Source organism: Bradyrhizobium neotropicale (genome assembly GCF_001641695.1).
Lineage (GTDB): Bacteria > Pseudomonadota > Alphaproteobacteria > Rhizobiales > Xanthobacteraceae > Bradyrhizobium > Bradyrhizobium neotropicale.
Genome location: NZ_LSEF01000053.1, coordinates 1 through 23,328 on the forward strand (window position 1 = coordinate 1; position 23,328 = coordinate 23,328).

The 23,328-nt window shown below is 59.8% G+C and carries 19 protein-coding genes; 12 read left to right on the plus strand and 7 right to left on the minus strand.

Going from position 1 to position 23,328, the window contains the following annotated elements; genetic code table 11:
- Positions 1-123 precede the first annotated feature (123 nt).
- Complete coding sequence (locus AXW67_RS17805) at positions 124-1,158, plus strand: IS110 family RNA-guided transposase (RefSeq protein ID WP_063678329.1); 1,035 nt, start codon at positions 124-126, stop codon at positions 1,156-1,158.
- 339 nt (positions 1,159-1,497) lie between these two features.
- Here AXW67_RS17805 and AXW67_RS17810 read toward each other — a convergent pair whose 3' ends face one another.
- From AXW67_RS17810 to AXW67_RS17825, 4 genes are read right to left on the minus strand one after another with little or no spacing between them, the layout of a single operon-like run.
- Complete coding sequence (locus AXW67_RS17810; RefSeq protein WP_082907942.1) at positions 1,498-2,586, minus strand: SphA family protein; 1,089 nt, start codon at positions 2,584-2,586, stop codon at positions 1,498-1,500.
- Position 2,587: 1 nt separating this feature from the next.
- Entirely contained in the window at positions 2,588-2,794 is a 207-nt protein-coding gene (locus AXW67_RS17815) for a hypothetical protein (RefSeq protein ID WP_063678914.1), read from the minus strand.
- 39 nt (positions 2,795-2,833) lie between these two features.
- On the minus strand, positions 2,834-4,549 hold the full coding sequence (locus AXW67_RS17820; RefSeq protein ID WP_063678915.1) for an arylsulfatase: 1,716 nt from the start codon (positions 4,547-4,549) through the stop codon (positions 2,834-2,836).
- A 30-nt stretch (positions 4,550-4,579) separates the two neighbouring features.
- Positions 4,580-5,578: a formylglycine-generating enzyme family protein gene (locus AXW67_RS17825; protein WP_063678916.1), complete on the minus strand. Its 999-nt coding sequence runs from the start codon at positions 5,576-5,578 to the stop codon at positions 4,580-4,582.
- A gap of 614 nt (positions 5,579-6,192) precedes the next feature.
- Between AXW67_RS17825 and AXW67_RS17830 the strand changes: the two genes are divergently transcribed.
- Positions 6,193-7,524 (plus strand): tyrosine-type recombinase/integrase, encoded by a 1,332-nt coding sequence (locus AXW67_RS17830; protein WP_063678917.1) that lies wholly within the window; start codon positions 6,193-6,195, stop codon positions 7,522-7,524.
- Here the strand turns inward: AXW67_RS17830 and AXW67_RS40605 are convergent.
- The gene (locus tag AXW67_RS40605) at positions 7,469-7,837 is read right to left on the minus strand and encodes a hypothetical protein (RefSeq protein WP_082905936.1); all 369 of its coding nucleotides are present in this window, start codon (positions 7,835-7,837) and stop codon (positions 7,469-7,471) included. The two genes, AXW67_RS17830 and AXW67_RS40605, sit on opposite strands and share 56 nt — an antisense overlap.
- Positions 7,838-8,595: 758 nt before the next feature.
- On the opposite strand from AXW67_RS40605, the gene AXW67_RS17835 reads away from it, so the two are divergent.
- From AXW67_RS17835 to AXW67_RS17875, 10 genes are all read left to right on the plus strand, one after another.
- Positions 8,596-9,921: an SIR2 family protein gene (locus tag AXW67_RS17835; RefSeq protein ID WP_161491269.1), complete on the plus strand. Its 1,326-nt coding sequence runs from the start codon at positions 8,596-8,598 to the stop codon at positions 9,919-9,921.
- Complete coding sequence (locus tag AXW67_RS17840; protein WP_063678919.1) at positions 9,911-11,842, plus strand: ATP-binding protein; 1,932 nt, start codon at positions 9,911-9,913, stop codon at positions 11,840-11,842. The genes AXW67_RS17835 and AXW67_RS17840 overlap by 11 nt, the downstream gene beginning before the upstream one ends.
- Complete coding sequence (locus AXW67_RS17845; protein WP_063678920.1) at positions 11,839-12,051, plus strand: KTSC domain-containing protein; 213 nt, start codon at positions 11,839-11,841, stop codon at positions 12,049-12,051. Before AXW67_RS17840 ends, AXW67_RS17845 begins: the two co-directional genes overlap by 4 nt.
- 360 nt (positions 12,052-12,411) lie before the next feature.
- The gene (locus AXW67_RS17850) at positions 12,412-13,725 is read left to right on the plus strand and encodes a DUF2130 domain-containing protein (RefSeq protein WP_063678921.1); all 1,314 of its coding nucleotides are present in this window, start codon (positions 12,412-12,414) and stop codon (positions 13,723-13,725) included.
- A gap of 76 nt (positions 13,726-13,801) precedes the next feature.
- Positions 13,802-14,926: a hypothetical protein gene (locus tag AXW67_RS17855; protein WP_063678922.1), complete on the plus strand. Its 1,125-nt coding sequence runs from the start codon at positions 13,802-13,804 to the stop codon at positions 14,924-14,926.
- 1,387 nt (positions 14,927-16,313) lie between these two features.
- A partial coding sequence (locus AXW67_RS44145) for an AAA family ATPase (RefSeq protein WP_430648721.1) occupies positions 16,314-17,214 on the plus strand: 901 nt, incomplete at its 3' end.
- A gap of 12 nt (positions 17,215-17,226) precedes the next feature.
- A complete protein-coding gene (locus tag AXW67_RS44150) occupies positions 17,227-17,625 on the plus strand; it encodes a hypothetical protein (RefSeq protein WP_245315604.1) in 399 nt (132 codons plus the stop codon).
- Between the two features lie 712 nt (positions 17,626-18,337).
- Positions 18,338-19,699, plus strand: coding sequence for a DUF5623 domain-containing protein (locus tag AXW67_RS17865; protein WP_245315606.1), 1,362 nt, complete (start codon positions 18,338-18,340; stop codon positions 19,697-19,699).
- Between the two features lie 296 nt (positions 19,700-19,995).
- Positions 19,996-20,781: a type IV toxin-antitoxin system AbiEi family antitoxin domain-containing protein gene (locus tag AXW67_RS17870; RefSeq protein WP_347336753.1), complete on the plus strand. Its 786-nt coding sequence runs from the start codon at positions 19,996-19,998 to the stop codon at positions 20,779-20,781.
- The gene (locus tag AXW67_RS17875) at positions 20,778-21,656 is read left to right on the plus strand and encodes a nucleotidyl transferase AbiEii/AbiGii toxin family protein (RefSeq protein ID WP_063678924.1); all 879 of its coding nucleotides are present in this window, start codon (positions 20,778-20,780) and stop codon (positions 21,654-21,656) included. The genes AXW67_RS17870 and AXW67_RS17875 overlap by 4 nt, the downstream gene beginning before the upstream one ends.
- Positions 21,657-21,662: 6 nt before the next feature.
- On the opposite strand, the gene AXW67_RS17880 is transcribed toward AXW67_RS17875, so the two are convergent.
- Complete coding sequence (locus AXW67_RS17880) at positions 21,663-21,917, minus strand: hypothetical protein (protein ID WP_145927691.1); 255 nt, start codon at positions 21,915-21,917, stop codon at positions 21,663-21,665.
- A gap of 44 nt (positions 21,918-21,961) precedes the next feature.
- On the minus strand, positions 21,962-23,230 hold the full coding sequence (locus tag AXW67_RS17885; RefSeq protein WP_063678926.1) for an IS256 family transposase: 1,269 nt from the start codon (positions 23,228-23,230) through the stop codon (positions 21,962-21,964).
- Positions 23,231-23,328 lie beyond the last annotated feature (98 nt).

Here is a 23,328-nt window from a genome sequence, read left to right on the forward strand (position 1 = left end):
ATAGATGGGGTAATCGGCCGATCCAGCTTGTGGATAGCTGAAGATTTTAGGTGCTGCGCTTCAGGCTGATGGTGAAACGAGGTCCGTGGTGACGGCCTCAAGCATCAGAAGGAGAAGCGCAGCATGGACCATTTTGCCGGACTGGACGTATCGGTCAAGGAGACGAGTGTCTGTATTTTGGATGACACGGGCAAGATCTTGAAGGAAGTGAAGGTGGCGAGCGAGCCTCAAGCACTTCTGAAGGTTCTGGGGAATCCCGCCTACCGCTTCAAGCGGATCGGACTGGAAGCCGGACCGTTATCGCAATGGCTATTCAGCGCTCTCGCCGAAGCCGGATTACCAGTGATCTGTGTGGAGACGCGGCACATGCAGGCGGTGTTGAAGGCGCAGATCAACAAGACCGATCGCAATGACGCGCGCGGCATCGCTCAGATGATGCGGGTGGGAGTGTACCGCCCGGTGCATGTAAAGACGCTACGCAGCCAGAAACTGCGTATGCTGCTGACCCATCGTAAGCTATTGCAGTCGAAGGCCATCGCCATCGAGAACGATCTGCGCGGGACTTTGCGTAACTTCGGCCTCAAGGTGGGCATGGTCGGAACGGTGAGGTTCGAGGCCCGCATCCAGGAGCTTGTCGAGACTATTCCCGACCTGGTGGTGCTGGTGGAACCGATGCTCGTTGTGCGGCGGGCGCTGCGCGAACAGATCGTCATCCTGCACCGCCGCTTGCTGGCAATCGTGCGAGACGACGAGGTGTGCCGGCGCCTGATGACGACCCCCGGTATCGGCCCGGTGGTGGCGCTGACCTATCGCGCGACTGTCGATGTGCCAGCCCGATTCCGAAAGTCCAAGTCAGTCGGGGCAGTATTTGGGCTGACGAGCTCCAGGTATCAATCAGGCGAGATCGATTGGAGCGGTAGGATATCGCGCTGTGGCGATGAGATGATGCGGACGATGCTCTACGAAGCAGCGCAGAGCATGTTGCATTCGAAGAAATGGTCATGGCTTAAAGCCTGGGCCATGCAGATCGCCAGGCGCCGTGGAATGAAGAGGGCGATCGTCGCCCTGGCCCGCCGGCTGGCCGTCATCATGCACCGCATATGGATTGATGGCACCGAGTTCCGGTGGACCCGGGAGCCGGCCACGGCAGCAGCATGAAAGCCGTTCAGGATCAAACCCGATAAGGAGAAAAATCGAGATCCACCCAGCAGTGGAAAGATGTCCCTCGCGGGACGATGGATGAGGTGAGTTCGCGAGTCCGCTTGAACCTGCCGTTCAAACTGACGACAAGGCCGCGGTATAGATTGTTCCACCTCATCCTCGAATCCCATGATGGAAGGGCCCTGGTGCCGATTCCGAAGAGAAGCGCGAGCCCGTGAGCGACATCGACACTGCAGTGGCGGACAGTCTGAAAGTGCTTGACCTCAAACGGCCGATTAGAGAAGCGGACTCGCCTGCACACGGAACGCTGCCGCTGCAGGGTGTTTCTCGCGCTGTTCAGTATTTCCGGGCAATTGGCTTCGCTGACACGGGCTCCGGCGTCGCGGGCGAGATCGCAAAGGTGAGCCAGGCGGTCCATCCTTGCGGCCGGTTCTGCACCTCAAGGTCTCTGTAGCCCTTCAGGTTGAGATAGCCCTGATACTCTTTGGAAATCGGAAAGATGAAGCCGATTTGCGGACCGAGACCCACCGTTTGTCCTTTGAATGGGCCGAGCTTCGCGCCGGGCCCGCTGTCACCGGTCAGCTGCTGATAGTAGTAGCCGACCAGCCCAACGTGCACGTTCTTGCCGATGAATTGAGAAGCGCCCCAATCGACGTGAAAGTCGATGCCGTTCTGATACTGCAAATCCGGATTCATAAGGCTATAGGTCAAGCCTCCGACCACCGAGAACTCGTGCCCGGTTTTCGGATCGAGGTAGGTGTAGCCGACGCCGGCGTCATACGCCACAAAACCCAAGCTCAGATTGGCGAGACGATTCGGATCATAGGTGCCGCTCAGAATGTTGCCCGAAAAGTAGACCATCTCGTTGTGGACACCCTGATTCCATTTCAGAGTACCCTGGTAGATCAGGTCGGTGATTGTCGTGCGATTGTCGCTCGCGCTGCCCGAGATCGTGTTGCCCAGCGGACCGGTCAGCGTCGCGCTGATGCCAGCGTTGACATTGCCCGGTCCGGCCACGACGGTGAAGGCGGCTTGACCACCGAGCACTGGCGTTGCGGAGGTATAGGTAAAAGCTTCCGCCACGACATCGGCACGCGCATTAAGGCCAGCGACAACGGAGCCAACTGGGCGCCCGCTGACCACGAAATTCTTTCCGCCGCCCGCACTTTCCTGCTCATGGACGTAGATTGTCGTATAGGCCCATCCGGGAACACCTGGCGCAGCGGCCAGGCTGCCGAAGGCTCCGGGAAACCAGAAGCCGACGCCGCCGGCGTCGGCCCAAGCTGGGGAGGGAGTGCCCGCCAATGCGAGCGCGCATAAGCTACCAAGTGCTGCGATTTTGCGATGGCTACCCTGTCCTATAACCGCCTCCCGCCAATTGCCGGTTCGCCGCTTGCACCCGATCAGCCAACCCGGCGATGACATTCTAGTCCTTTGTCGAACGCAATGTGGTTGTGCGGCCGAGATGAAACCCCGCGAACCGGTCGGAAAAGCCGGCCGCGGAGGGCCGCGGATCAAGGAAGCCGACGACCAGCGAAACCCCATCCTTCGCACGCAGCGCGAGCGGCACGAAGGCTGCCCCGCCGCACGCGAGGCAGAGGAAATGGCGTCGGTCGATGCGTCTGCTGACCATGAAGTCCCCGGTCGGTCCGGTTGCGCCCCCGCTCCCCTGTCAGTTGCTCTGTGTCGCCTCGAAATTTCGTCGCATCTTTTCGACGATCTGGTCGATGCTGAAGCTCGATGGCCGCTGGCTTGGCGGATAGTCTTTGAACGTCGCGAGGAACTTCGCGACGAGCGAAGGTCCAACCAGAAATGGCGCAGGATTGCTCATGTACCAGTCGTAGTAACTGTTGGAGGTGATGTCGGCTCGTTCGTAAGGATCGGATCTAAGGTCGAATGCCTTTGGTAATCGCAGTTTCGTGAAGGGTTCGGCCCATATGCGCAGGGTGCCTTCCGCACGCTGCTCTTCGAACACGATCTTCCAGTTCTCGGTGCGCAGAGCAACGAGATCGCCATCGTCGTTGAAGTAGATGAACTCGCGGCGAGGGCTCTTGTCCTGCTGACCGGTGAGATACGGAAGCTGGTTGTAGCCATCGAGATGGACCTTGAAGGTCTTGCCGCCGGCGTCGTACCCCGCGAGCAGCTTGTCCTTGATGTCCGGCTGGCCGGCGGCGGCCAATAGCGTCGGCAGCCAGTCGAGGCCGCTGACGGTCTCGGTCGAGGCGGACCCCGGCTGGATCCTTCCGGGCCAGCGGATCAGGCAGGGCACGCGGAATGCGCCCTCCCAGTTGGTGTTCTTTTCACTGCGAAACGGGGTCGTGCCGGCGTCCGGCCAGGAGTTCTGGTGCGGGCCGTTATCGGTCGTGTAGAGCACGATGGTGTCGTTGGCGATGCCGAGATCGTCCAGCGCCTTGAGAATGGACCCAACCGTCGCATCGTGCTCGATCATGCCGTCGGCATATTCCGTCCGCGCCGTGAGTCCCGGCTTGTCGCGATGATCCGCGCGCACATGAGTGCGCAAATGCATCCGAGTGGAATTGAACCAGCAGAAGAACGGCGTGTTTGCCCGCGCCTGTCGCTGGATGAAATCGATCGCCGCCGCCGACGTCTCGTCGTCGATCGTTTCCATTCGCTTCTTGGTGAGCGGGCCGGTGTCCTCGATGGTCTGCTTGCCGATCCGGCCGAACCGTGGCTGCTCGGTCGGATCGTCGCGGTCGGATGCCTTGCAGCGGAGCACGCCGCGGGGACCGATCGCCGCGCGAACCGCGGGGTCCTGCGGATAGGTGAAGGATTCAGGATCTTCCTCGGCGTTCAGGTGGTAGAGATTGCCGAAGAACTCGTCGAAGCCGTGCACGGTCGGCAAAAACTGATTGCGATCGCCGAGGTGGTTCTTGCCGAACTGGGCGGTGGCGTAGCCCAGCGGCTTCAGTAGCTGCGCGATCGTCACATCGCGGTCTTGCAGACCGACCGTCGCGCCCGGTACGCCTACTTTGGAAAGGCCGGTGCGCAGCGTGCACTGGCCGGTAATGAAAGACGAGCGTCCCGCCGTGCAGCTCTGCTCGGCGTAATAATCGGTGAACATCATGCCTTCCTTGGCGATGCGATCGATGTTCGGCGTGCGATAGCCCATCAGCCCAAAGGAATAGGCGGAGATGTTGGTCTGGCCGATGTCGTCGCCGAAGATGACGAGGATGTTCGGCTTGCGGCCGGAGGAGGCGGGCGTAGCAGCCGGAGCGGGGGAAGGAGCGGCCTTCTGCGCCTGCGCCAGCGCATCAGAAGTGAGCGTTGCGGCCGCAACCAGCGTGGAGGTGCCCAGCAACAGGTTGCGGCGATCGATCGCCTGCCGGCTGGTTTCGGAAGTCTTCTTGTTTTTCGCTTCGGCGCTCATGTGACGCTCCCTACATGGTTTGGACGTTCCTCAAGACTGCTGGAGATCGGTATTGAAGGACTTCCGCACCACGCAGCGGAATCCGACATGGCTTGTTGACGTATCGATCGGCTCGGCGTGGCGCGCGGCCGGACGGTAGCGACAGCAGTAGTTCGGCGCGCAGAGATGCGAGCCGCCTTTTAGCACCTTGCGAGGGATACGGATGTTGGGTTGATGTGGATCGAAGCTGTTGGCCTCGTTGCCGCCGCGGGGATTTTGCGGAATGCAGCAGGCCTTCTGCATCTCGGCTTCGTGTCTCTCAGACCACCAGTCAGACGTCCACTCCCAGACATTGCCGATCGTATCGTGGAGACCATAGCCATTCGGCGGAAACGCCGTAACGGGCGAAGTGCGCTCGAAACCGTCCTCGCAAGTGTTCTGGGTCGGGAAATTCCCTTGCCAGGTGTTCGCCATGTGCTTGCCATCACGCACAAGCGAATTACCCCAGGCGAACTCTTCGCCGTCGAGTCCTCCGCGTGCGGCGAATTCCCATTCGGCTTCGGTCGGAAGCTCCTTGCCGGCCCATGTCGCGTAAGCGAGCGCGTCCGAGAATGAGACGTGCACGACAGGATGATCGTCGAGCCCCTTGATATTGCTTTTGGGACCGTACGGGTGCCGCCAGTTGGCGTCCTTCATGAAGCTCCACCACTGGCTCCAATCACGGAGATCGGTCACGCGCGACGGCGGCGAAAACACCAGCGAGCCGGCATAGATCATTTTCGGCAGCGCCCCGGGATAGTCCTTGGGATCCGGCACGATCTGGGCGGTCGTGACGTGGCCAGTGGCGCTGACGAACTCTTTGAACTGCCGGTTGGTCACCGGAGTGCGGTCGATCCAGAAGCCGTCCAGGCTCACGCGATGGGCGGGCGCTTCTTCCGGGTAGTGGTGATCGGAGCCCATGCGGAAGGTGCCGCCGGGAATCCAGGCCATATCCGTGTACAGTTCATCGCGCGGTGGGCGCTGATCGCACCCGATGTCGGGCCGCATCATGCTAAAGTTTCCGTTCGCGGCTGAACTTGCCCATTCGTTCCGCGCTCACGGACGGTGGTTTCGCCACGCATGATACGTGAACCAGAGGCGAGGCCGCCCTTCGAGAGGTTGCGCGGCATAGGAATGACGCGTTGACATAGATCAAAGCCTTTGCGTCGGCGCCACGGCGCAGGTCCGCTTTGCACCAATAGCCGCGCTTCGATCGAAGTCTGAATCTGGCCCTTCGCGAACGATGTCGGTCGGCTGCCTGCTTGCGGGCAAAGCGGACGTTTGCACGCCTCGGCGCTTTCAGCGACGCTCGCAATCTAGGATGAATGGTGGGCGCACATGGGATCGAACCATGGACCTCTCGCGTGTGAACCACAATCCGTAGATCCAAGGTGGCCATATACAGCCACAGTTTTGTCGAAATAATTCATTTTATTACAGTAGCTTATGGTCAAATTGAGCCTCAGTAGGCCATAAGCGGCCATACTGCATTTTGTGTGCCCCTGTTGTGCCCGCCGTAGATTTTCCCCTGGGGCACACAATGTCGGGAAGGTCTGAGAACTGGTTCTGCGCGGGGCTGATTGTCCTCTCGCGGGGCACACCTGGGGCACACAGGGGCAGGGATCATGGCAGCGCCAACCAACCAGCTGACACTCACCGATGCGGTGATCCGCAACGCCACGCTGCCGCCCGGCAAGGCGCAGCATTATCTCCACGACGACAAGCTGCCCGGCCTGGCCCTGCGCATGCGCGCCACCGGTGGCCGGACTTGGGTTTACCTCTTCAGCAAGCCGGGGGTGAGAGGCACCCAGCGCAAGACCCTCGGCCCATGGCCCAAGTATAATGAGAAGGCCGCGCGCAAGGCCGCCACCATCGCCGCAGGTGAGGTGGTCAAGGGCATGGACCCGAACGACGCGAAACGCGAGGCGAGGCGGCAACAGGCCGCCGAAAAGCAGCGCACCACACTGGGGGACCTCATTGTCGAAGATGGTCCCTATCAGACGTCCTTGACGGGACGTCAAGTCGTTAACTGGAAGCCAGCGATGTCGGCGTTGCGGCGCGGGCTGAAGGAGCACGCCGAGAGCGGCGTGGGGGACCTGACGCGGCGGCAAATCATGGCGGCAGTCGACCGGGTTTCCAAGACCGGCAAGCGTGGCGCGGCCAAGGACCTGCGCAAGCACACCCACACGTTCCTCGAATGGTGCGTTGGCGAGGGCTATGTCGACCACAATGTGCTCGCTGGCTATCGCGAGCCCAAGGAAACCCGTGCGCAAAGAGTCGGACGCCGAACGAAGGGCCGGGCACTGACCGACGAGGAAATTATCAAAGTCTGGCATGCATGCGGCAAGCTCGGGGCTTTTGGGCTCCTGACGCGCACGTGTCTACTTGGTGGCCCACGCCGCAGCGAGCCAACCATGATCGAATGGCGAAAGCACATTATGGATGACCGCATCACCTTCGATGCGGCATGGACCAAAATGGGCCTGCACCATGACGTTCCGCGCACTCATCTCGTTGACGAGGTGCTCGCGGCCGCGAAACATTTCCAGCGGGCAACCTCCGAATATGTCTTCCCGTCACCAAAAACCGGCGGCCAGATGTCCGGCTTCACCAAGATGGTCAACCGCCTGGTCAAGGAAGCGAGCGTCGCCAAGTTCACCATGCATGACTTAAGGCGCAGCTTGCGCACTATCATGTCACGCTGTGGCTACGACAACGAAATCCAGCGGTTGTGCGTAGGGCAAAAGCCGCGGGGGATCGATCAGGTCTACAATCACGACGAACAGTGGATCATCCGCAAGATGGCGTTCGAAGCGGCTCATGACTACATCGCGGAGTTGGTCGGCGCGAAACAGGTCGGCAAAGTCGTGCGCCTGCAGCGGACGAATCCGCTCGACCCTATCAAGGCCGAGCTGCTCGCCCGTCTCCGCGAGCACTATGCGGCTGGGGCAGCTTAGTGGTCTTGTCGCATTTGGCTAGATAGTCGCGTACCGCATCGACACGATAGAGCGGGCGGCCGGCGACGTAGCGCCATTTCAGCGGGTGGTTCGGATCCCGCCGCCACTGCTCCAGCGCGCCGGGCGTGCGCCGGATAACCGCGGCCGCCTCTAATGCCGTTAAATTAGTGCTGCCCGGCAGCGTATCGATATCGAACGTCGCGGGCGGCGGCACGCCACGGTTCTTGCGACGACGCTTCGTGGCACGCGGCATCTCCCTACTACCTGCCGCCCCAAATGCCTCGATCCGATTCTTTTCGTCCTTGCCGCCCATGCCTCCGCCCCGAACCATGATCGGCCTGACGCAATAAGATCGTAGGTTGCTCCAACAAGATAGAAATCAGGTGCGCAGGTACGGCTGCCGGGTAGCTGTGGCGTACAAATAGGACGAACCGGTTCGATTGGCCTGGGACGCGCCCGGGAGCGTTTTTCGCTTTCGTTCCGATCTTCGGCCTACCTGAGGGTTATAGGTTCAAATCCTATCCCCGCGTCGAGGCCGATCGCTCGCTTGGCCTTTGCCGGGATTTCGATGCCAACCGTGGGCTAGCGCCCAACGGCGGGCGAAGGGCGCTACGCCGACGATGCGATTGGCATTGTCTCGGCGACAACGCAGGCCGGTTCTTAACGCCAGCTTCATGCGGGCCGGCCAACCGAAGCGATCCCACTCCATCTTATTTGTGTTCGATGTGATCGAGTCCGCAGCTACGAACCGTTCACCGGGTTGTTTTTGCGCTCGGGCGCAGTCTCCCCTCTCAGAAAGTGTTGAATTCATTGGCTGGCGTATTGCAAGGGAGGGCAGAATGCCCGCATAAGTTGAGGCGCGGGGTATTCTAGAGATTCTTCGGTCGTTGCCTTCCGTCCGCCAGTCGTTGGCTTGCTGTCGTATTTTGCGGTAGCCGCAAGGAGCGCACGCTAGAACCGGGGCTGAATGGGCTCTTCGTACTCCGAGAGGGCGCGGCCAAAGTTGTTTCAGAGCTCAATTGCCCAGATATGGATTACTGCAAACTATTGGAATTCCGAGGAATAGGGGGCATGACCAAACAAGAAACTATCGAGGAAGGCGAAAAAGGCGACGGCGATCCGGCGCAGGCTGCCACGACCGACGCTTCTGCGGTCAATCCGGCGCCTCCGACTGTTGCTGTTGGAGCCGTTCATAGCCCCTATCGCCGTACAACCGACCTGCTGCAACGTCTTGCACCAGGAAAGATGCGTATTGGATTTTTTATTGGCGCAGGCTGTCCTCTTGCTATTCAAGTGCAAGCCGGTGGCCAAACAGTCCCGCTGATACCCGAAATCGCAGGGCTCACAAGATCCGTCAAGGCGGCCTTGGATGGTAGTGCATCTCTGAAGGATGCTGCCGTGAGGATGTGGGAGAGGGTAGTTGCACGTGGTATTGGCACCCCCACGATTGAAGACGTTCTGAGCCATATACGGACTCTGCGTTCGCTATGTGGTACGGGCAGCATAGACGGGTTCTCTGGCGAGCTTCTCGACAAACTTGACGTGGGTATCTGCGTGCAGGTCTGTGAGATCGTGAGCAAGTCACTCCCAACATCGAATACGCCGTATCACATGCTCGCGCGTTGGATCCGCTCAATCGCGCGCGACAAGCCAGTTGAAATATTTACCACCAACTATGACCTGTTGTTGGAGCAAGCTCTAGAGGAGGAGCGGCAACCATACTTTGACGGATTTGTTGGCTCTGACAGCGCGTTCTTGGATTTGGAATCTATGATTGAGGACGATCTGCCTCCGCGGTGGGCGCGACTTTGGAAGATACACGGCTCGATCAACTGGTGGATGACCAAGAAAAACAAGATTCGGCGGAGTCGCGACAAAATTGAAGGGGAGCAGCTTCTAATTTACCCCTCGCACTTGAAATACGATCAAAGCCGTCAAATGCCGTACTATGCGATGCTCGATCGCTTGAGGATTTTCTTGCGCTCGGATCAATGCGTCTTGCTCACGTGTGGTTACTCTTTCGCCGATGAGCATATCAACGCTTACATTGCTCAAGGTCTCTCTGGAAATCCAAATGCCTCTTGCCTGGCGATGATTTTCAACGACCGTGCAAACGCTCGTAAGGCTGTGGAACTAGCAAAGAGGCATCCGAACCTCACTGTCCTTGCGGCCGACGGTGGGATCGTTGGAACGATAGACAGGCCTTGGGAAAGCGTTACGAAAGATGGAAACCCAGCTTATCCCATCGCGGTTGGCAACGATCTGCCTGCATGGCGCACTAAGGCGTCTCCAGAGCAGTGCAAGTGGTTGCTTGGAGACTTTGCCGCTTTCGGCGAGTTTTTAGCACATCAACTTTCAAGCCGAGACATCGAGCAGGATCAAGCAGATGCGGTCTGATCCGACGCTCATTGGTACGGTTCAGGATGTTGCGGGCACCTCGGTGAGCGTGGCGCTTGTGACTAATACTGCGACCGGTCTGACGTTCTTCAAGGGCGAGTCTTACAGGATCGGTCAAGTCGGTAGCTTCGTGCGCATACCCTTGGGCTACACCTCACTCTTCGGGATTGTGTCTCAGGTAGGAGCCGGTGCAGCGCCAGAGAGGGACAGTGACGAGCATCCTTGGGGCAACCAATGGCTCAAGGTTCAACTGGTCGGAGAACGAGGACGTGAAGGGAGATTCGAGCGCGGGGTCTCCCAGCATCCAACAATCAACGACCCCGTCCATATCGTGACCGAGGAAGATTTGAGGGATATCTACGGCCCCGGTGATCCGGTCGACTTTGTGACGGTGGGGCATTTGGCGAGCGCAGAGTCGATCCCAGCTCTTGTCGACATCAATAAATTGATCACTCGGCACTCTGCCGTCGTAGGGACGACCGGGGCTGGCAAGTCTACTACGGTCGCAGGATTGCTTGCCGCGCTCTCCAACCACAAGCGATACCCATCCGCGCGCATAGTTGTCCTCGATATTCACGGCGAATACTCGAAAGCGCTGGAAGATCGCTCCACTGTATTTCGCATCATGCCGGATACCTCGAGAAACGAAAAGCCGCTGTGTATCCCCTTTTGGGCGTTAAGTTTCGCCGAGTTGGTGAAATTGTCGTTCGGAGATCTAGGCGAACAGCCTCTGGCTGCGGTGACTGATGCGATCGTTGCGCTCAAGAGAGAAGCCTTAAACGCTCAACCGCGAGAAGGAGTGGATGCGGAGAGAGTAACAGTAGACTCTCCGGTGCCGTTCTGCATTCACAAGCTTTGGTTCGACTTTCATCAACGGGAGCATCGCACTGTCATACCTAACCCTGGAGCCGGGGTCGATGAGGTGCAATCCGCCTATCTACTTGGCACAGATGGTAAGCCGATTCAGGTCGGTGACGCTATGAGCGTCACTGCTCCAATCTATCGGACAGTCAAAACGACAGGGCCGGCCAACGAGCGGGTCCAATGGGGGCCCGATCCGATTGGTATGCGCCAACAATTGGCCGTGCTGGCTTCAAAGCTTCGCGATCCTCAGTTGGGATTTTTGTTCAATCCAGGGGCTTGGCGTCCTGATCCGGATGGCAAGGTAGGCAAAGACCTTGATGCTTTGCTTAGGGATTGGATTGGTGGTTCCGAGCCGATCACGATTCTTGACCTGTCGGGCATTCCCTCCACCGTATTGAATGACCTTGTTGGGGCCTTGCTGCGAATCCTCTACGACGCCCTTTTCTGGGCCAGAAATTTGCCGGAGGGAGGACGCGAGCGACCTTTGCTGTTTGTGTTGGAGGAGGCACACACGTATTTGGCGCGCGAAGACAAGGCTCGTATCGGTGCGGCCGGAACAGCGGCGCGGCGGATAGCGAAAGAAGGCCGCAAGTATGGAGTTGGCGTCATGATCGTAAGTCAACGACCGTCTGAAATTGATCCAACGATCCTTTCTCAATGCGGGACGATTTTTGCGATGCGTCTCGCCAATGACACTGATAGGGGGCAGGTGTCAGGAGCGGCGGCCGATAACCTCAAAGGATTGTTTGATATGCTCCCTGTGCTTCGGACAGGTGAGGCCATCATTGTCGGTGAAGCGGTAAGTTTGCCCATCCGAACCCTGATTGATCCGCCTGAGAAGAACAGGCGTCCGGACAGCGGTGACCCACGAGTTGTCGTGCGTGGTGATCCGAACAAGGATGGTTTCGAGGGTGAAGGCGGATGGGCGATTCCTCGCCACGATGAGGACTATGCCATCGTAATGCGGCAATGGCGGCAGCAGTCACCTTACTATGTGCATAAGTCAAGTGCCGCCACCAAGCCTAAGGAAACGAAGAAGCCCGGAGCGAAATCATGAACTGGATAGAGACGCCTGAATCCTCAAACTTGACTCGCTTCGGCTACGACAAGGCGACTCATGTACTAACCGTCGAATTCAAGAACGGTGGCCGCTACAACTATTTCGATGTGCCGCAGCCAGTGTTTGAGCAGATGAAGGCCGCGCCATCAAAGGGGCAGTTTCTGGCGAAGACTATAAAGAACAACTATCGCTATGCTCGAGTCTGACTTTGGGGCGATCTCGCACGCGACCACGCGATTTGCCCGGGGTTTCCCAAGAAGAACTGGTACCCATCCATGATTTAACCTCCATGGGGCTCCTGCGGGAAGGACGTCATCAAGGGCGCTTCTTTCGGTTCACTCTGGAGCACCTCAGCCTCGGGGCCGCCAGACTGTGCGAGACAAGGCCCACAAGCCCCATCGAAATGTTGGGGAATTTAGGTTGGTTTCGGTGGAAAACTGATGCCCGCGCGAACTCTGTTCGATGGCAATGTGTAAGTCACGTAATGCCACGTCGCCTGCCTGATGCGGTCGGGCCGAATTATGGCTGTTCGGGCAGCATAGATTGAGGATGTTGAGGAGGGGCCCATGGCCTTCAAAGCGACCGCAGCTAACGCTGCTCATGAGCCCACCCTTCGCTGCCCGAATTGCAATCATGAAATTCGTCTGACAGAGTCGCTGGCTGCTCCACTCATCGAGGAAACGCGCCAACGTTTGCAAGAGCAATTGGCCAACAAAGATGCTGAGATAGTCCGCAAGACTGAAGCCTTGCGCCAGGAGCACGAACAGCTCGCGCAGGCCCGCGAGCAATTCGAAGATGATATTGCGCGACGGCTCGCCGCGGAACGCAGCCAAATATCCGCTGCGGAAGCTAAAAAGGCTCGCGAGGCAGCCGGAATTGAGCTCCAGACGAAAGCAGCGGAAGCAGATGAACTCCGTAGAGTGCTGGAGATCAACAACGCAAAACTTGCTGAAGCCCAGCAGACCCAAGCAGAGCTGATTCGCAAGGAGCGCGCGCTTGACGAGGCGAGGCGCGAACTCGATTTAACAATCGAGAAGCGGGTCCAGGCCACCGTCGACGATATTCGCGCCAAAGCGAGGCAGGAAGCCGACGATGCCAATCGGCTGCGTGTTTTGGAGAAGGACCAAACCATCGAGTCGATGACGCGCACGATTGAGGAGCTTAAACGAAAGGCCGAGCAAGGCTCACAGCAGTCGCAGGGTGAGGTTTTGGAGCTGGAGCTTGAGGAGCTTCTCCGTAACAGGTTTCCCACTGATCTCATCGAGCCAGTCGCCAAGGGCGAGATGGGGGCGGACGTTGTTCAGCAGGTCAACGGCTCAATAGGGCAGGGCGCTGGCATTATTCTTTGGGAGTCTAAGCGGACTAAGGCTTGGAGCGATGGCTGGCTAACTAAGCTGCGTGATGATCAGCGTCGCTGCAGCGCAGATATTGCACTCATCATTTCCAACGCGCTTCCCAAACACATCGAGCACTTCGATCTCATCGACGGGGTTTGGGTCGCTCATCCGAAATATGCGCTCCCGGTTGCGGTTGCGCTACGACAAACGCTAATCGAGGTGACAAGTTCGCGCCTCGTTCAACAAGGCCAGCAAACCAAGATGGAACAAGTTTACCAATATCTCACTGGTACCAAGTTCCGTCAGCGTATCGACGCCATCGTTGAAAAGTTTAACGACATGCGTGATGACCTCGATAGAGAACGCAAGTTCATGAGTCGCCAGTGGGCGAAGCGGGAAACGCAGGTTGTTGCGGTGATCGAATCCACAGTTGGAATGGTAGGCGACCTTCAGGCCATCGCTGGTAAAGCTATGCCTGAAATCCCTAGCCTTGACGTGCCGCTGATAGAAGGTCCCAACGATGAACAACGGAAAGTCTCTTAGTATCCAAACGGGACTTCCCTAACCAGCGCATGGCCAACGCCTTCGAGCACGCCGACCTCAAGCGAGCGCCAGCGCTATGACCAGGACCTTCCTTCATAGCTTCGATCCACCGACGGCGAGCCCAGTCACTGGTCCGACTGTCGACCTAGAGGTCTCGGATATCGAGGATGCCGGTATTCGGGAGGTGCTGCAGACGCCGGGCGCGGCTTATGGCGCGTGGTCCATTCTCGATGCGCTGCTGACGCCAACCGGTGCGGGAACACCCTTCACCTTCAGGGAGCCGCTTGGACACGCGCGCGAAGTCAAAGTCGCCCTCTCTGGCCTGTTTGGACGCTTCGTCGCTCGCGCCTATCTCGAACGCCACTTCAATCTCTCGATCTTCGCCCATCTCGGCAGCCGAACCATCGACTTGGATCGTCGGAGCCAGGTCAAAATCAAGCGCCTGTCCCGAGGCGACCTACCCGACTGGATCGCTTGTGCCTCCGATCTGTCCTCTCTGACGGTGGCCGAAGCCAAGGGCTGCCATGATGTCGGAGGCCCGGCGAAAGCGCTGGACCGCGCCTGGGCCCAAGCCGGACGGATCGACGTCACCGCTCGAGGCCGGAAAGTCACGGTGAAGCGCATCGCGATCGTGACGCGACGGGGAACGGCCACGCCCGGCCCAGTGGAGGCCCACCTCTCGGTCCGCGATCCCGTCGATGAAGGCGAGCCCGTCGATCCCAAAGAGAAGGATGTGCTCCTTATCGGACTTCTTCGCCTGCATATCGCCAACTTGATCAAGCCGCTCGGTCACGTCGAACTGGCGGGCGCGCTTCGCCATCTCACGCACCAACCATTTGCGCGAAGACTTCAGCGCGATCTCGAACGCGCTCGAACGCTTCTGGATGCCGTGCCGGTGAGGGAAGTGGAGAAGACAAGCACCGTGGGTGGGCTGGTCGGCGGGATTGTCACCCGTGCGGGGCCGGTAACCGACGCCCACGTCGCGCCCGCCGACCAGGAGGCGCTCGCTCGCCTCAATCTCCGGCCGGTCTTCGTCGGGATAGAACGCGATCTCGTTAGCGCAGCCATCGAGGCAGAGTCTCAAGTCGTGCGCAACCGCCTGGCCGACGCGGCGCGTCCGGATGAATTTGCGCGGCCTGACCGTGCCGGCGGCTGGATCGTCCCGCTCGGCAAGGAGCGGCGCATCACTGGCGGCGCCTAAAATTCCGGCCGCAGGACATAAGCATGGGGAACGGCCGCCATCGTGTGCGGCTAGGATTTTGGGGCACAACATGGATGCGCACAACAGCGATCTCTCGAACGAGGCGGCGGCGCTCGCCGACATCCTCAAATGGTCGGCGGACCTACCGGCCTGGCAACGCGATGCGCTGCGCCGGCTGTGCGGTCAGACCAAGTTGGAGGTCGCCGACATCACTGCCCTCGTTGCTATCTGCAAAGCCATCGGCCAGGCTGCCCCGCTCGATGCGAGCCACATCCGAGACCCGGCCGCCAGCCACGCTGTCGTCAGCCTCGGTGCGCTTCACGGCCTGTCGAATGTCAACGCCCTGGCGCCAGGCGAGCGCCTGTCCTTCGGCAAGACAGGACTTACCGTCATCTACGGCGACAATGGCGCCGGCAAATCCGGCTACGCCCGCGTCTTAAAGCAACTCTGCCGGGCGCGCTCGCCGAAGGGCGACGCAATCCTTCCCAATATCTATGCGGCTGCATCCGGCGTCCCAGCCGCTAGCGTCGACTTCTATATCGGCGGACAGAAGCGAAGCGCTTCTTGGACCCAAGGGGCCACCACGGACGCGATGCTCTCCGCCGTCAGCGTGTTCGATTCGCGTACCGCCAACGTCCATGTCGAGAATACGAACGATCTCGCCTACACGCCGCTGCCGCTTCGTATCCTTGCCGGTCTCGCGCAGGCATGCCAGGAGGTGAAGGCCAAGCTGGTTGCGGAGGCGAAGGCGCTTCAAGAGCAGACACCTGCGGTCCTGTCGAACCCCGAATGCGGGCCGGACACGCTAGTCGGCAAGCTGATCGCCGGCCTATCGGGCAAGACCGAGCCGGAATCCGTCGACAAGCTCGCGGGCCTGACCGCGGACGAAGACGCCCGGCTTCAAACACTGAGCGCCGATCTCGCCAGCGATCCTGCGCGCACTGTCCGCCAGCTCCAGGGCCAGGAAGTCCGCATCAAGGCGGTGATCGAACAGCTCGAGCGCCTCATGGCCGTCGCCACAGATGAAAGCCGGACATCGCTTAGCGACGCCCATACGCGCCTTGCAACCGCGCGCTCGGCCGCCGCCGCTGCTTCCGCCCACCTGTTTGCCGACGAGCCCCTGCCCGAAATCGGCTCGGACGTCTGGAAGGTCCTGTGGGAGGCCGCCCGGGATTATTCTCGCGCATCCGCCTATCCCGACCGACCGTTTCCGGTGACTGAAAGCGGAGCCCATTGCGTCCTCTGCCAGCAGCCGCTCAGCAAGGAAGCCTCAAAGCGGCTCAGCAGCTTCGAAGCCTTCGTGCAGGACGAGAGCAAGCGCCGTGAGCAGGAGGCCGCGGACGCCTATGACGAGAAACTGAAAATGGTGTCGTCGCAGGCCATCCTGATGAAGGATCTCACCGCGATCATCAAGCTGATACGGGATGATATCGGTCAAGAGGAACTGGCGAGAGCCGTCCGTCGCGAGATCCTACACCTGGCCTGGCGGCTGCGTTCGATCCTGCGAACGCACAGCCTCCAGGTTTTTCCGCATCTTCCGCCCGTGGTGGCCGTCTCCTTGGATCCGTTGCGCGCGGACCTCAGCAGCATAGCCACGCGCATCGAAGGTCTGCAATCGGAGGCCACTTCCCCGCAGCGCGCCGCGCTCATTACGGAGCGCGACGGCCTCACCGACCGCAAATGGCTCGGCGTGGTGAAAGCCGACGTGCTCGCCCAGATCGACCGCCTCAAGGCCATCGAAGCGACCGAGAAAGCCAGCAAGGACACGGCGACGAACAAGATCACGACCCAGAGCGCCCGCATTGCCCAAGCGCTCGTCACCAACCGCCTGCGTGGACAGTTCGCGATTGAAGCCGACAAGCTCGGCGTCGCAGGTCTCGCGATTGAGCTTCAACAGGCGAAGACCGCCGCCGGCGTGCCGTTCTTCCAGGTCCGCCTTATCAACAAGCCGAACGAACCGGTCGGCAAGGTTCTGAGCGAAGGCGAGCATCGCTGCGTCGCCCTCGCCGCTTTCCTCGCCGAGCTGTCCACCATCGATGCGCAGTCCGCGATCGTGTTCGATGATCCGGTGTCCTCCCTCGACCATTTGCATCGTGACAAGGTCGCCGCCCGCTTGGCCGAGGCCGGCAAGACCCGCCAGGTGATCGTCTTCACTCACGACATGGCGTTCCTCCTTCTCCTCGATGAAGCCTGTCGGGCGACCAACGATCGGGAGGCGACGCCGGTGGCGTACCGCCTGATCAGCCGCGGCGCCGAGAACGCTGGCTATTGCCACCAGGATCCGCCCGNCCGCCAATGTCATGCCGCTCGACAAGGTCATCGGCGGGATGAAGGCGCACCTCGCCAATGTGAAAATCCATCACGAACGCGGCGATCAGGCGAAATGGCTGCGCGAGGTTACGTCCTTCCAGGACCAGCTTCGTACCACCTGGGAACGCGCCGTCGAGGAGGTTATCGGGCCCGTGATCCGCCGCTTGTCGCGCAAGGTCGACACGACGGGCCTCATCAAGCTCACTGTCATCACGAATGGGGATTGCACCGCGATGCGCGAAGCCTTCGGGCGCTGTTCGGCGCTGCTTCACAGTCAGCCAGGAGAGATCAATCCGCGGCTGCCCGCACCTTCCGTCCTCGAAGCCGAGATCGACGCGCTGGAAAAATGGATCGCCGATATCCGAACCCGCCAGGAAAAGGCTGCATGATGATCCCGCACCCGCCGGCCTCACGTTGAAGACGACGCTACATGGTGAAATGGTCCGAACTGAAACGAGCCTCCGATGTCGCTTGAGCGATCTCAGGCCGTTGTTCTGGGGGCAAGGCGGCTGCCCTTGCCGGACTGCCAGCTTAATCGCCGGCCCTTGCTTGGCAAATCGCGCCTTTCCTGGAGCGTCATCCGGTTTCTCGCCGGTGGCAATGTCTACGATCGCCTTGGCGAGCTGGTTGGGCCCCTAGGACGTTTCGGGGTCATAAACCGGGCCCCTTTAATGCTTCGGGCGGCGAGGCCAACAAATATTTTCGGAGGAGTCCCCGAACCACATTGATCGGCAAGTTTTGAGCTTGCTCCGCCGTCACCCCGAACGCTCCGCCAACCTCTCCGAGCCTCGTGCGGGCATCGAAGTCGGACAGAGTTTCAAGTTCTCTTTCTGCCTCTTGATCCATTTCCCCAATATGACTTGTAAACATTCAACATTGCACCCCGAGATTTTGCCACCATCAAACTGACCCACTACCCTTTGAGTATCCTTCCGTGAAAGTCTGGGTTGTGGTATATACGAATCGGCTCCCGGCAGGAGCCTGCCGCCCGTCGCAGCGAAGCCGTTGAGGCGCAGTCTTGGTCAATCGTTCCTGCCATGTCATGTCGGGCTCGAGAGGTGGTTGACGGGCGACGCTTCGCTAAGGGCCGGGAGACCTGACGTGTCGAACGATTACATTCGTCCGTCCTCAATCGAGGGCATCAAGCAACTCGCCAAGCGCTTCAAGAAGTCTGATGGCATTCGGTATGCCGCCGCCTTGGACAAGGCGGCAAGGGTGGCTGGCTTCCAAAATTATAAGCATGCGCGTCGCCAGGGTGGAGATGGCTTCGCCGGTCCCCGACCGTCAACCGTGCTCTACATTTCGGTTCTCTGGCGGGATCGGACGACCAAGGTCACGGGGTGCGAGGTTCTGCCAATGCAGGTCGACGAGCCTCTCGACGCGCTGGTTAAGCCTGCGCAGTACAAAGCATCTCGTGGGCTGGGTAGGATGCGCCGCGAAGGTCCCGATCACCTTGCCGACACCTACACCGCGTCATCGCAGGAAGCTGCGCGTGAGGCCGCCTGCGAGGCGGCGAGGACCATCCAGTTTATCGAGGCGACGAGGCTTGTTCCTTCAAGAGCGAAGCGATCTTTTCCGCGTGGACAATTCCAGTATCGGATGCCGGGCTCCGACCACGATGCGGCTTGGTTCGACCCGGCTGCGAAGACCTTCATCCGCACCAATGAGCCTTACACGCGTGGCGGTGTTACCTCGGAGCAGGACGAATGGGCTGCCCGACATGGTTGGGCGGTAGCGGTTTCGCCCTGGAAAGGCATGTATCGCCCTGACGATGGGACATCGCTTTTTCTCATGGCCGATGTGTCCAAGGGATACTCGCTGGCGCCGCTGATCTCGCGACTGGCGCAGGCGCCGGCTCCGGTCGTGGCGTCTGCTTGGAATGGAGAGTCGAGGCCGATCGTGCCCGTTTTTGTCAGCCCGGGTCGGGCGGCGGAGATCGCGGCAAAAGTGCGCGAGATCAAGGCAGTCGAAAAACGGCGCGGTGCCAAAAACTCCGTTGAATATAGCATGCCTTTTTCGGGCGCGCGGCGCCGGCCGAAGTCCCGCATGCCGATTGAGGGGCATAAGTCGGTTGGGCGCCTGTTGAAGTCGGTCCTGGTCGGGACGAGGGGGCGCACCGGCGTTCACCGACGCGTCGATGCGATCCGCTGTGAGCTCCATAGTTGGGCTGAGTGTGAGTACAAGCCCGACGAGCTTTCAGATGACGTATTTTTCGACCTCTACTATCATGAGCTTCCCGAGAGTGACCCGCTCGCCGTGGCGCCGGCAAACTGGGATCGGAACATTGAAAGCCTTGACGAGGTTAAGGCGACGCTCGTCCGGTACTATCCCGAGTGCCCACCGCTGCGCCAATTGTTGAAGAAAGCCGATCTGGCGATCGCATCTCTTCGCACATGGAATGCCGCTCTGGCACATACCGTGAAGAGCCGAGAGTTCAGACAACATCCGGGATTGCGAGTGTGACGATGGGGGGCCGCCGCAACCGGTACGGGATGACCATCATCGTGGACATCGCTACTTCCGATTTGATTGGGAAGGAGTGACGGGACGTCCGCTATCCGCGCTTCTTTCCGGAGCCGGCTAAGCCGAACTTGAGGCTAGTAAGGCGAGAGTGCTTATGTGTTGTGTTGGAAAATGGACATTTTTAGGCTGTTTTCTAACACGAACATAGAGTATTGACGGTGTCATGTTGAAAAATAGTATATTTTCGGGTATATTCCAACATGATGCTAGATCGGCGCCTCACCCTGTCCGCCTACATGACTGACCTCCTGTCGTCAGGGCAGGTGGTCTTTACGCGCGATGAGGCCGCTCACGCCCTTGGCGTCACAATCCCTGGCTTCCTGAAGGCGGCCGCACGTCAGCAACAACGCAAGGCCCTGTTCAATCCGCGACATGGTTTCTATGTCGTTGTGCCACCCCAATATCTGTCCTGGGGGGCGCCGCCGCCAAACTGGTACGTCGACGACCTCATGCGGCATGAGGGACATCCCTACTACGTAGGACTCCTCAAGGCCGCAGAGCTTCACGGGGCGTCGCATCAGGCCGTGATGGAATTTCAGGTGGTCACGGATAAGCGCCTGCCGAAATTCCGCGCTGGCCGATCGATCGTAGCCTTTTTCTATCGCAAGGATATGGCTCAGCTCGCGGGGGCAATCATCGATCACAAGACAGACACGGGAAAGATGCGTGTCTCTTCGCCGGAGCTGACGGCATTCGATCTCCTGCGCTATGCTCACGCGGCCGGCAACATCGACAGTATCGCGACGGTTCTTGCCGATCTCGGCAAGAAGATTGAGCCAGGCCGTCTGGTAGCTCTCGCCCCCGCATTTGAGCGCACGGTCATTCAGCGTCTCGGTTATCTCCTCGACTATCTCAAGTTCGACGCACTGGCGGATGCCCTGCACGGCCATCTTGAGGAATCCCATCCCTTGCCGTGGATTGAGCTTGAGCTGGACAGGAAGGGGAAAGGTGACGTTTCGAAGGACGAACGCGATGCGCGCTGGCATGTGATCGTTCGGCACAAGCCGGAGATCGACGAATGATTCCGATGATGAACATCGTCGCATGGGGCAAAACCGTCCCATGGGCCGAATTGAAACAGATCGAGCAGGATCTCATCATCAGTCGTGCTCTCGTCGAGCTTTTCAACGATCCGTTCTTGCGCGGCGAGCTTCGTTTTCGCGGTGGTACTGCGCTCAACAAGCTGCATTTTCCAAAGCCCCTCCGTTACTCGGAAGACATCGACCTCACCCGAACCACAGCGGGGCCCATCGGTCCGGTGCTGGATAAGGTTCGAGCTGTTCTTGAGCCATGGCTCGGCAGGGCGAATTTTGATCAAAGCCCGGTCGCACCGAAGCTGTACTTCAATGTGAAGGCGGAGGACGAGAACGCTCCTTCCATCCGCCTGAAAGTGGAAATCAACACGCGCGAGCGAACCGCGCATGATTCTGCCCGCAGTGTTCCGTTCGCCGTCAAGAACCCCTGGTTTTCTGGCGAGACCAACATCGAAACGTTCTCAAACGAGGAGATTCTCGCGACGAAGCTTCGCGCGCTTCTACAGAGGGACAAGGGCCGGGACCTGATCGACCTCTCGCATGCGACGACCGCTTTTGGCGATCTCAATGCCGCGCGCGTCCTCGAACTCCTTCGTACCTATCTCACCGAGGCAGGCCAGAGCGTGATCTCGCGGGCACAGGCGGAAGAGAACATGTTGGCGAAGATCGAACGCAAGAATTTCATGGCGGACGTGCGACCGCTCCTTTCGGCCGAAGAGGCCGAAAAGTTCGACGATGCTGCCGCCAGAAGCACCTTTCGGATCGTGTTTCAAACGTTCATCAAGGTCATCCCCGGCAAGCAGTGGGCGCTTACGGCGGAGAAGGCCACAGCTCTCGGCATCCCCGAGCTCGCGGACGGGTAGGATGACTCAGATCGCGCCGATCCAGTTTCCGTGGGCGTCGTACTTATCGGAGCCTTGATACCCGAACGCATTCCAGACCATGTCGAAGATCGGCTTGAACGTGCACCCGAGATCCGCGTTCGCGCTTTCGACCATGACTTCAGGCAACGCGATGACGTCGTCATTGAGCGCGACATCGTTCGTCGTCCACATCCCTGAACTCACGGCCCTCAAGATGCATACTCGGGCATTACAGAAAGACAGGCCGACATAGAGCGGCATGCCCGTTTCCAGCGAGCTATGCGGGATTTTGGGTGACGAGGTGATCAGGCGGCGTGGGTTGCCGGCATTTGGATGACCTCGATGCCGTCGTTGAATCTGACACCTGCGATGACCTTCGGCAACTGATTTGTGCCTTTGAGCCGCCGCCAGGTCTTTGATGCGGCGATCACCAGTTTGAATACCATCAGCTTGGCGGTGGTCGGCGACAACGAGCCCTTGGTGCGCACCGTCCTGTGCCGCACGGTGGCGAACACGCTCTCGATGGGATTGGTCGTGCGCAAGTGATCCCAATGTTCGGCAGGAAAGTCGTAGAAGGCCAGCAGCGCGTCGCGATCCTTGATCAGACATTCGACCGCCCGGCCGTACTTGGCGCGGTATTTCTCGGCGAAGACGTCGATCGCCGCTTCGGCGGACGCCCGGCTCGGCGCCCAATAGACCTCGCGCAAATCTTTCTTCATGGTGGCCTGCACCGAGAGAGGGACCTTGTCCAGGACATTCACGGTCTTGTGCACCCAGCAGCGCTGGTGCCGGGTGCCGGGAAAGACCTCGTCAAGCGCCTTCCAGAAGCCGAGTGCGCCGTCGCCGACGGCAATTTCGGGCGCGATCTGCAATCCGCGCTGCTTGACGTCGATCAGGAGCTCGCGCCAGCTCTGCGCGCTCTCCCGCACGCCGACCTGAAAGCCGATCAGTTCCTTCCTGCCTTCTGGCGTTGCGCCGATCAGCACCAGCATGCACTCGCCGTGGTCTTCCATGCGGGCCTGCAGGAAGACGCCATCGGCCCACACGTACACATATCGCCGCGCCGACAGATCGCGCTTCTGCCAGCGCTCGTACTCGCCTTGCCACTCGGCCGTCAGCCGGGAAATCACCGCGGGCGACAGGTTCGGCGCCTCCTTGCCCAGCAAGGCCGTCAGCGCCTCCTGGAAATCGCCGGTCGAGATGCCGCGTAGATAGAGCACCGGCAACAGCGCATCCAGACTTCTGGTCCGCCGTGCCCACAACGGCAGGATCGCCGAGCTGAACCGGATCCGCTCGCCATCGCTGGCCGCCCCGCGGTCGCGAATCTTCGCCCGCGCGACCTCGACCGGGCCGATGCCGGTCTGGATCGTCCGCGCCGGGCCGTAGCCATGCCGCACGACACGGGCGCGTCCGTCGGCAAGCTTCAAGTCCTTCACCGTGGCAAGAAAGGTCTCGACTTCGACCTCGACAGCCTGCGCCAGAAGCTGCCGCGCACCAGCGCGCAGGATATTGGTCAGTGGATCATCGATCGCGTCGGGCTGACGAAGCGGGACAATGTTGCTAGTCTCGTTCATGGCGTATCGCTCTCCTTGAGAGGTTCTGGCAGGCTTCGACACCCGCCTCGATACGCCGCCTATCTCAGGCCGTCATCACCCAGCTTCCCGCATAACTC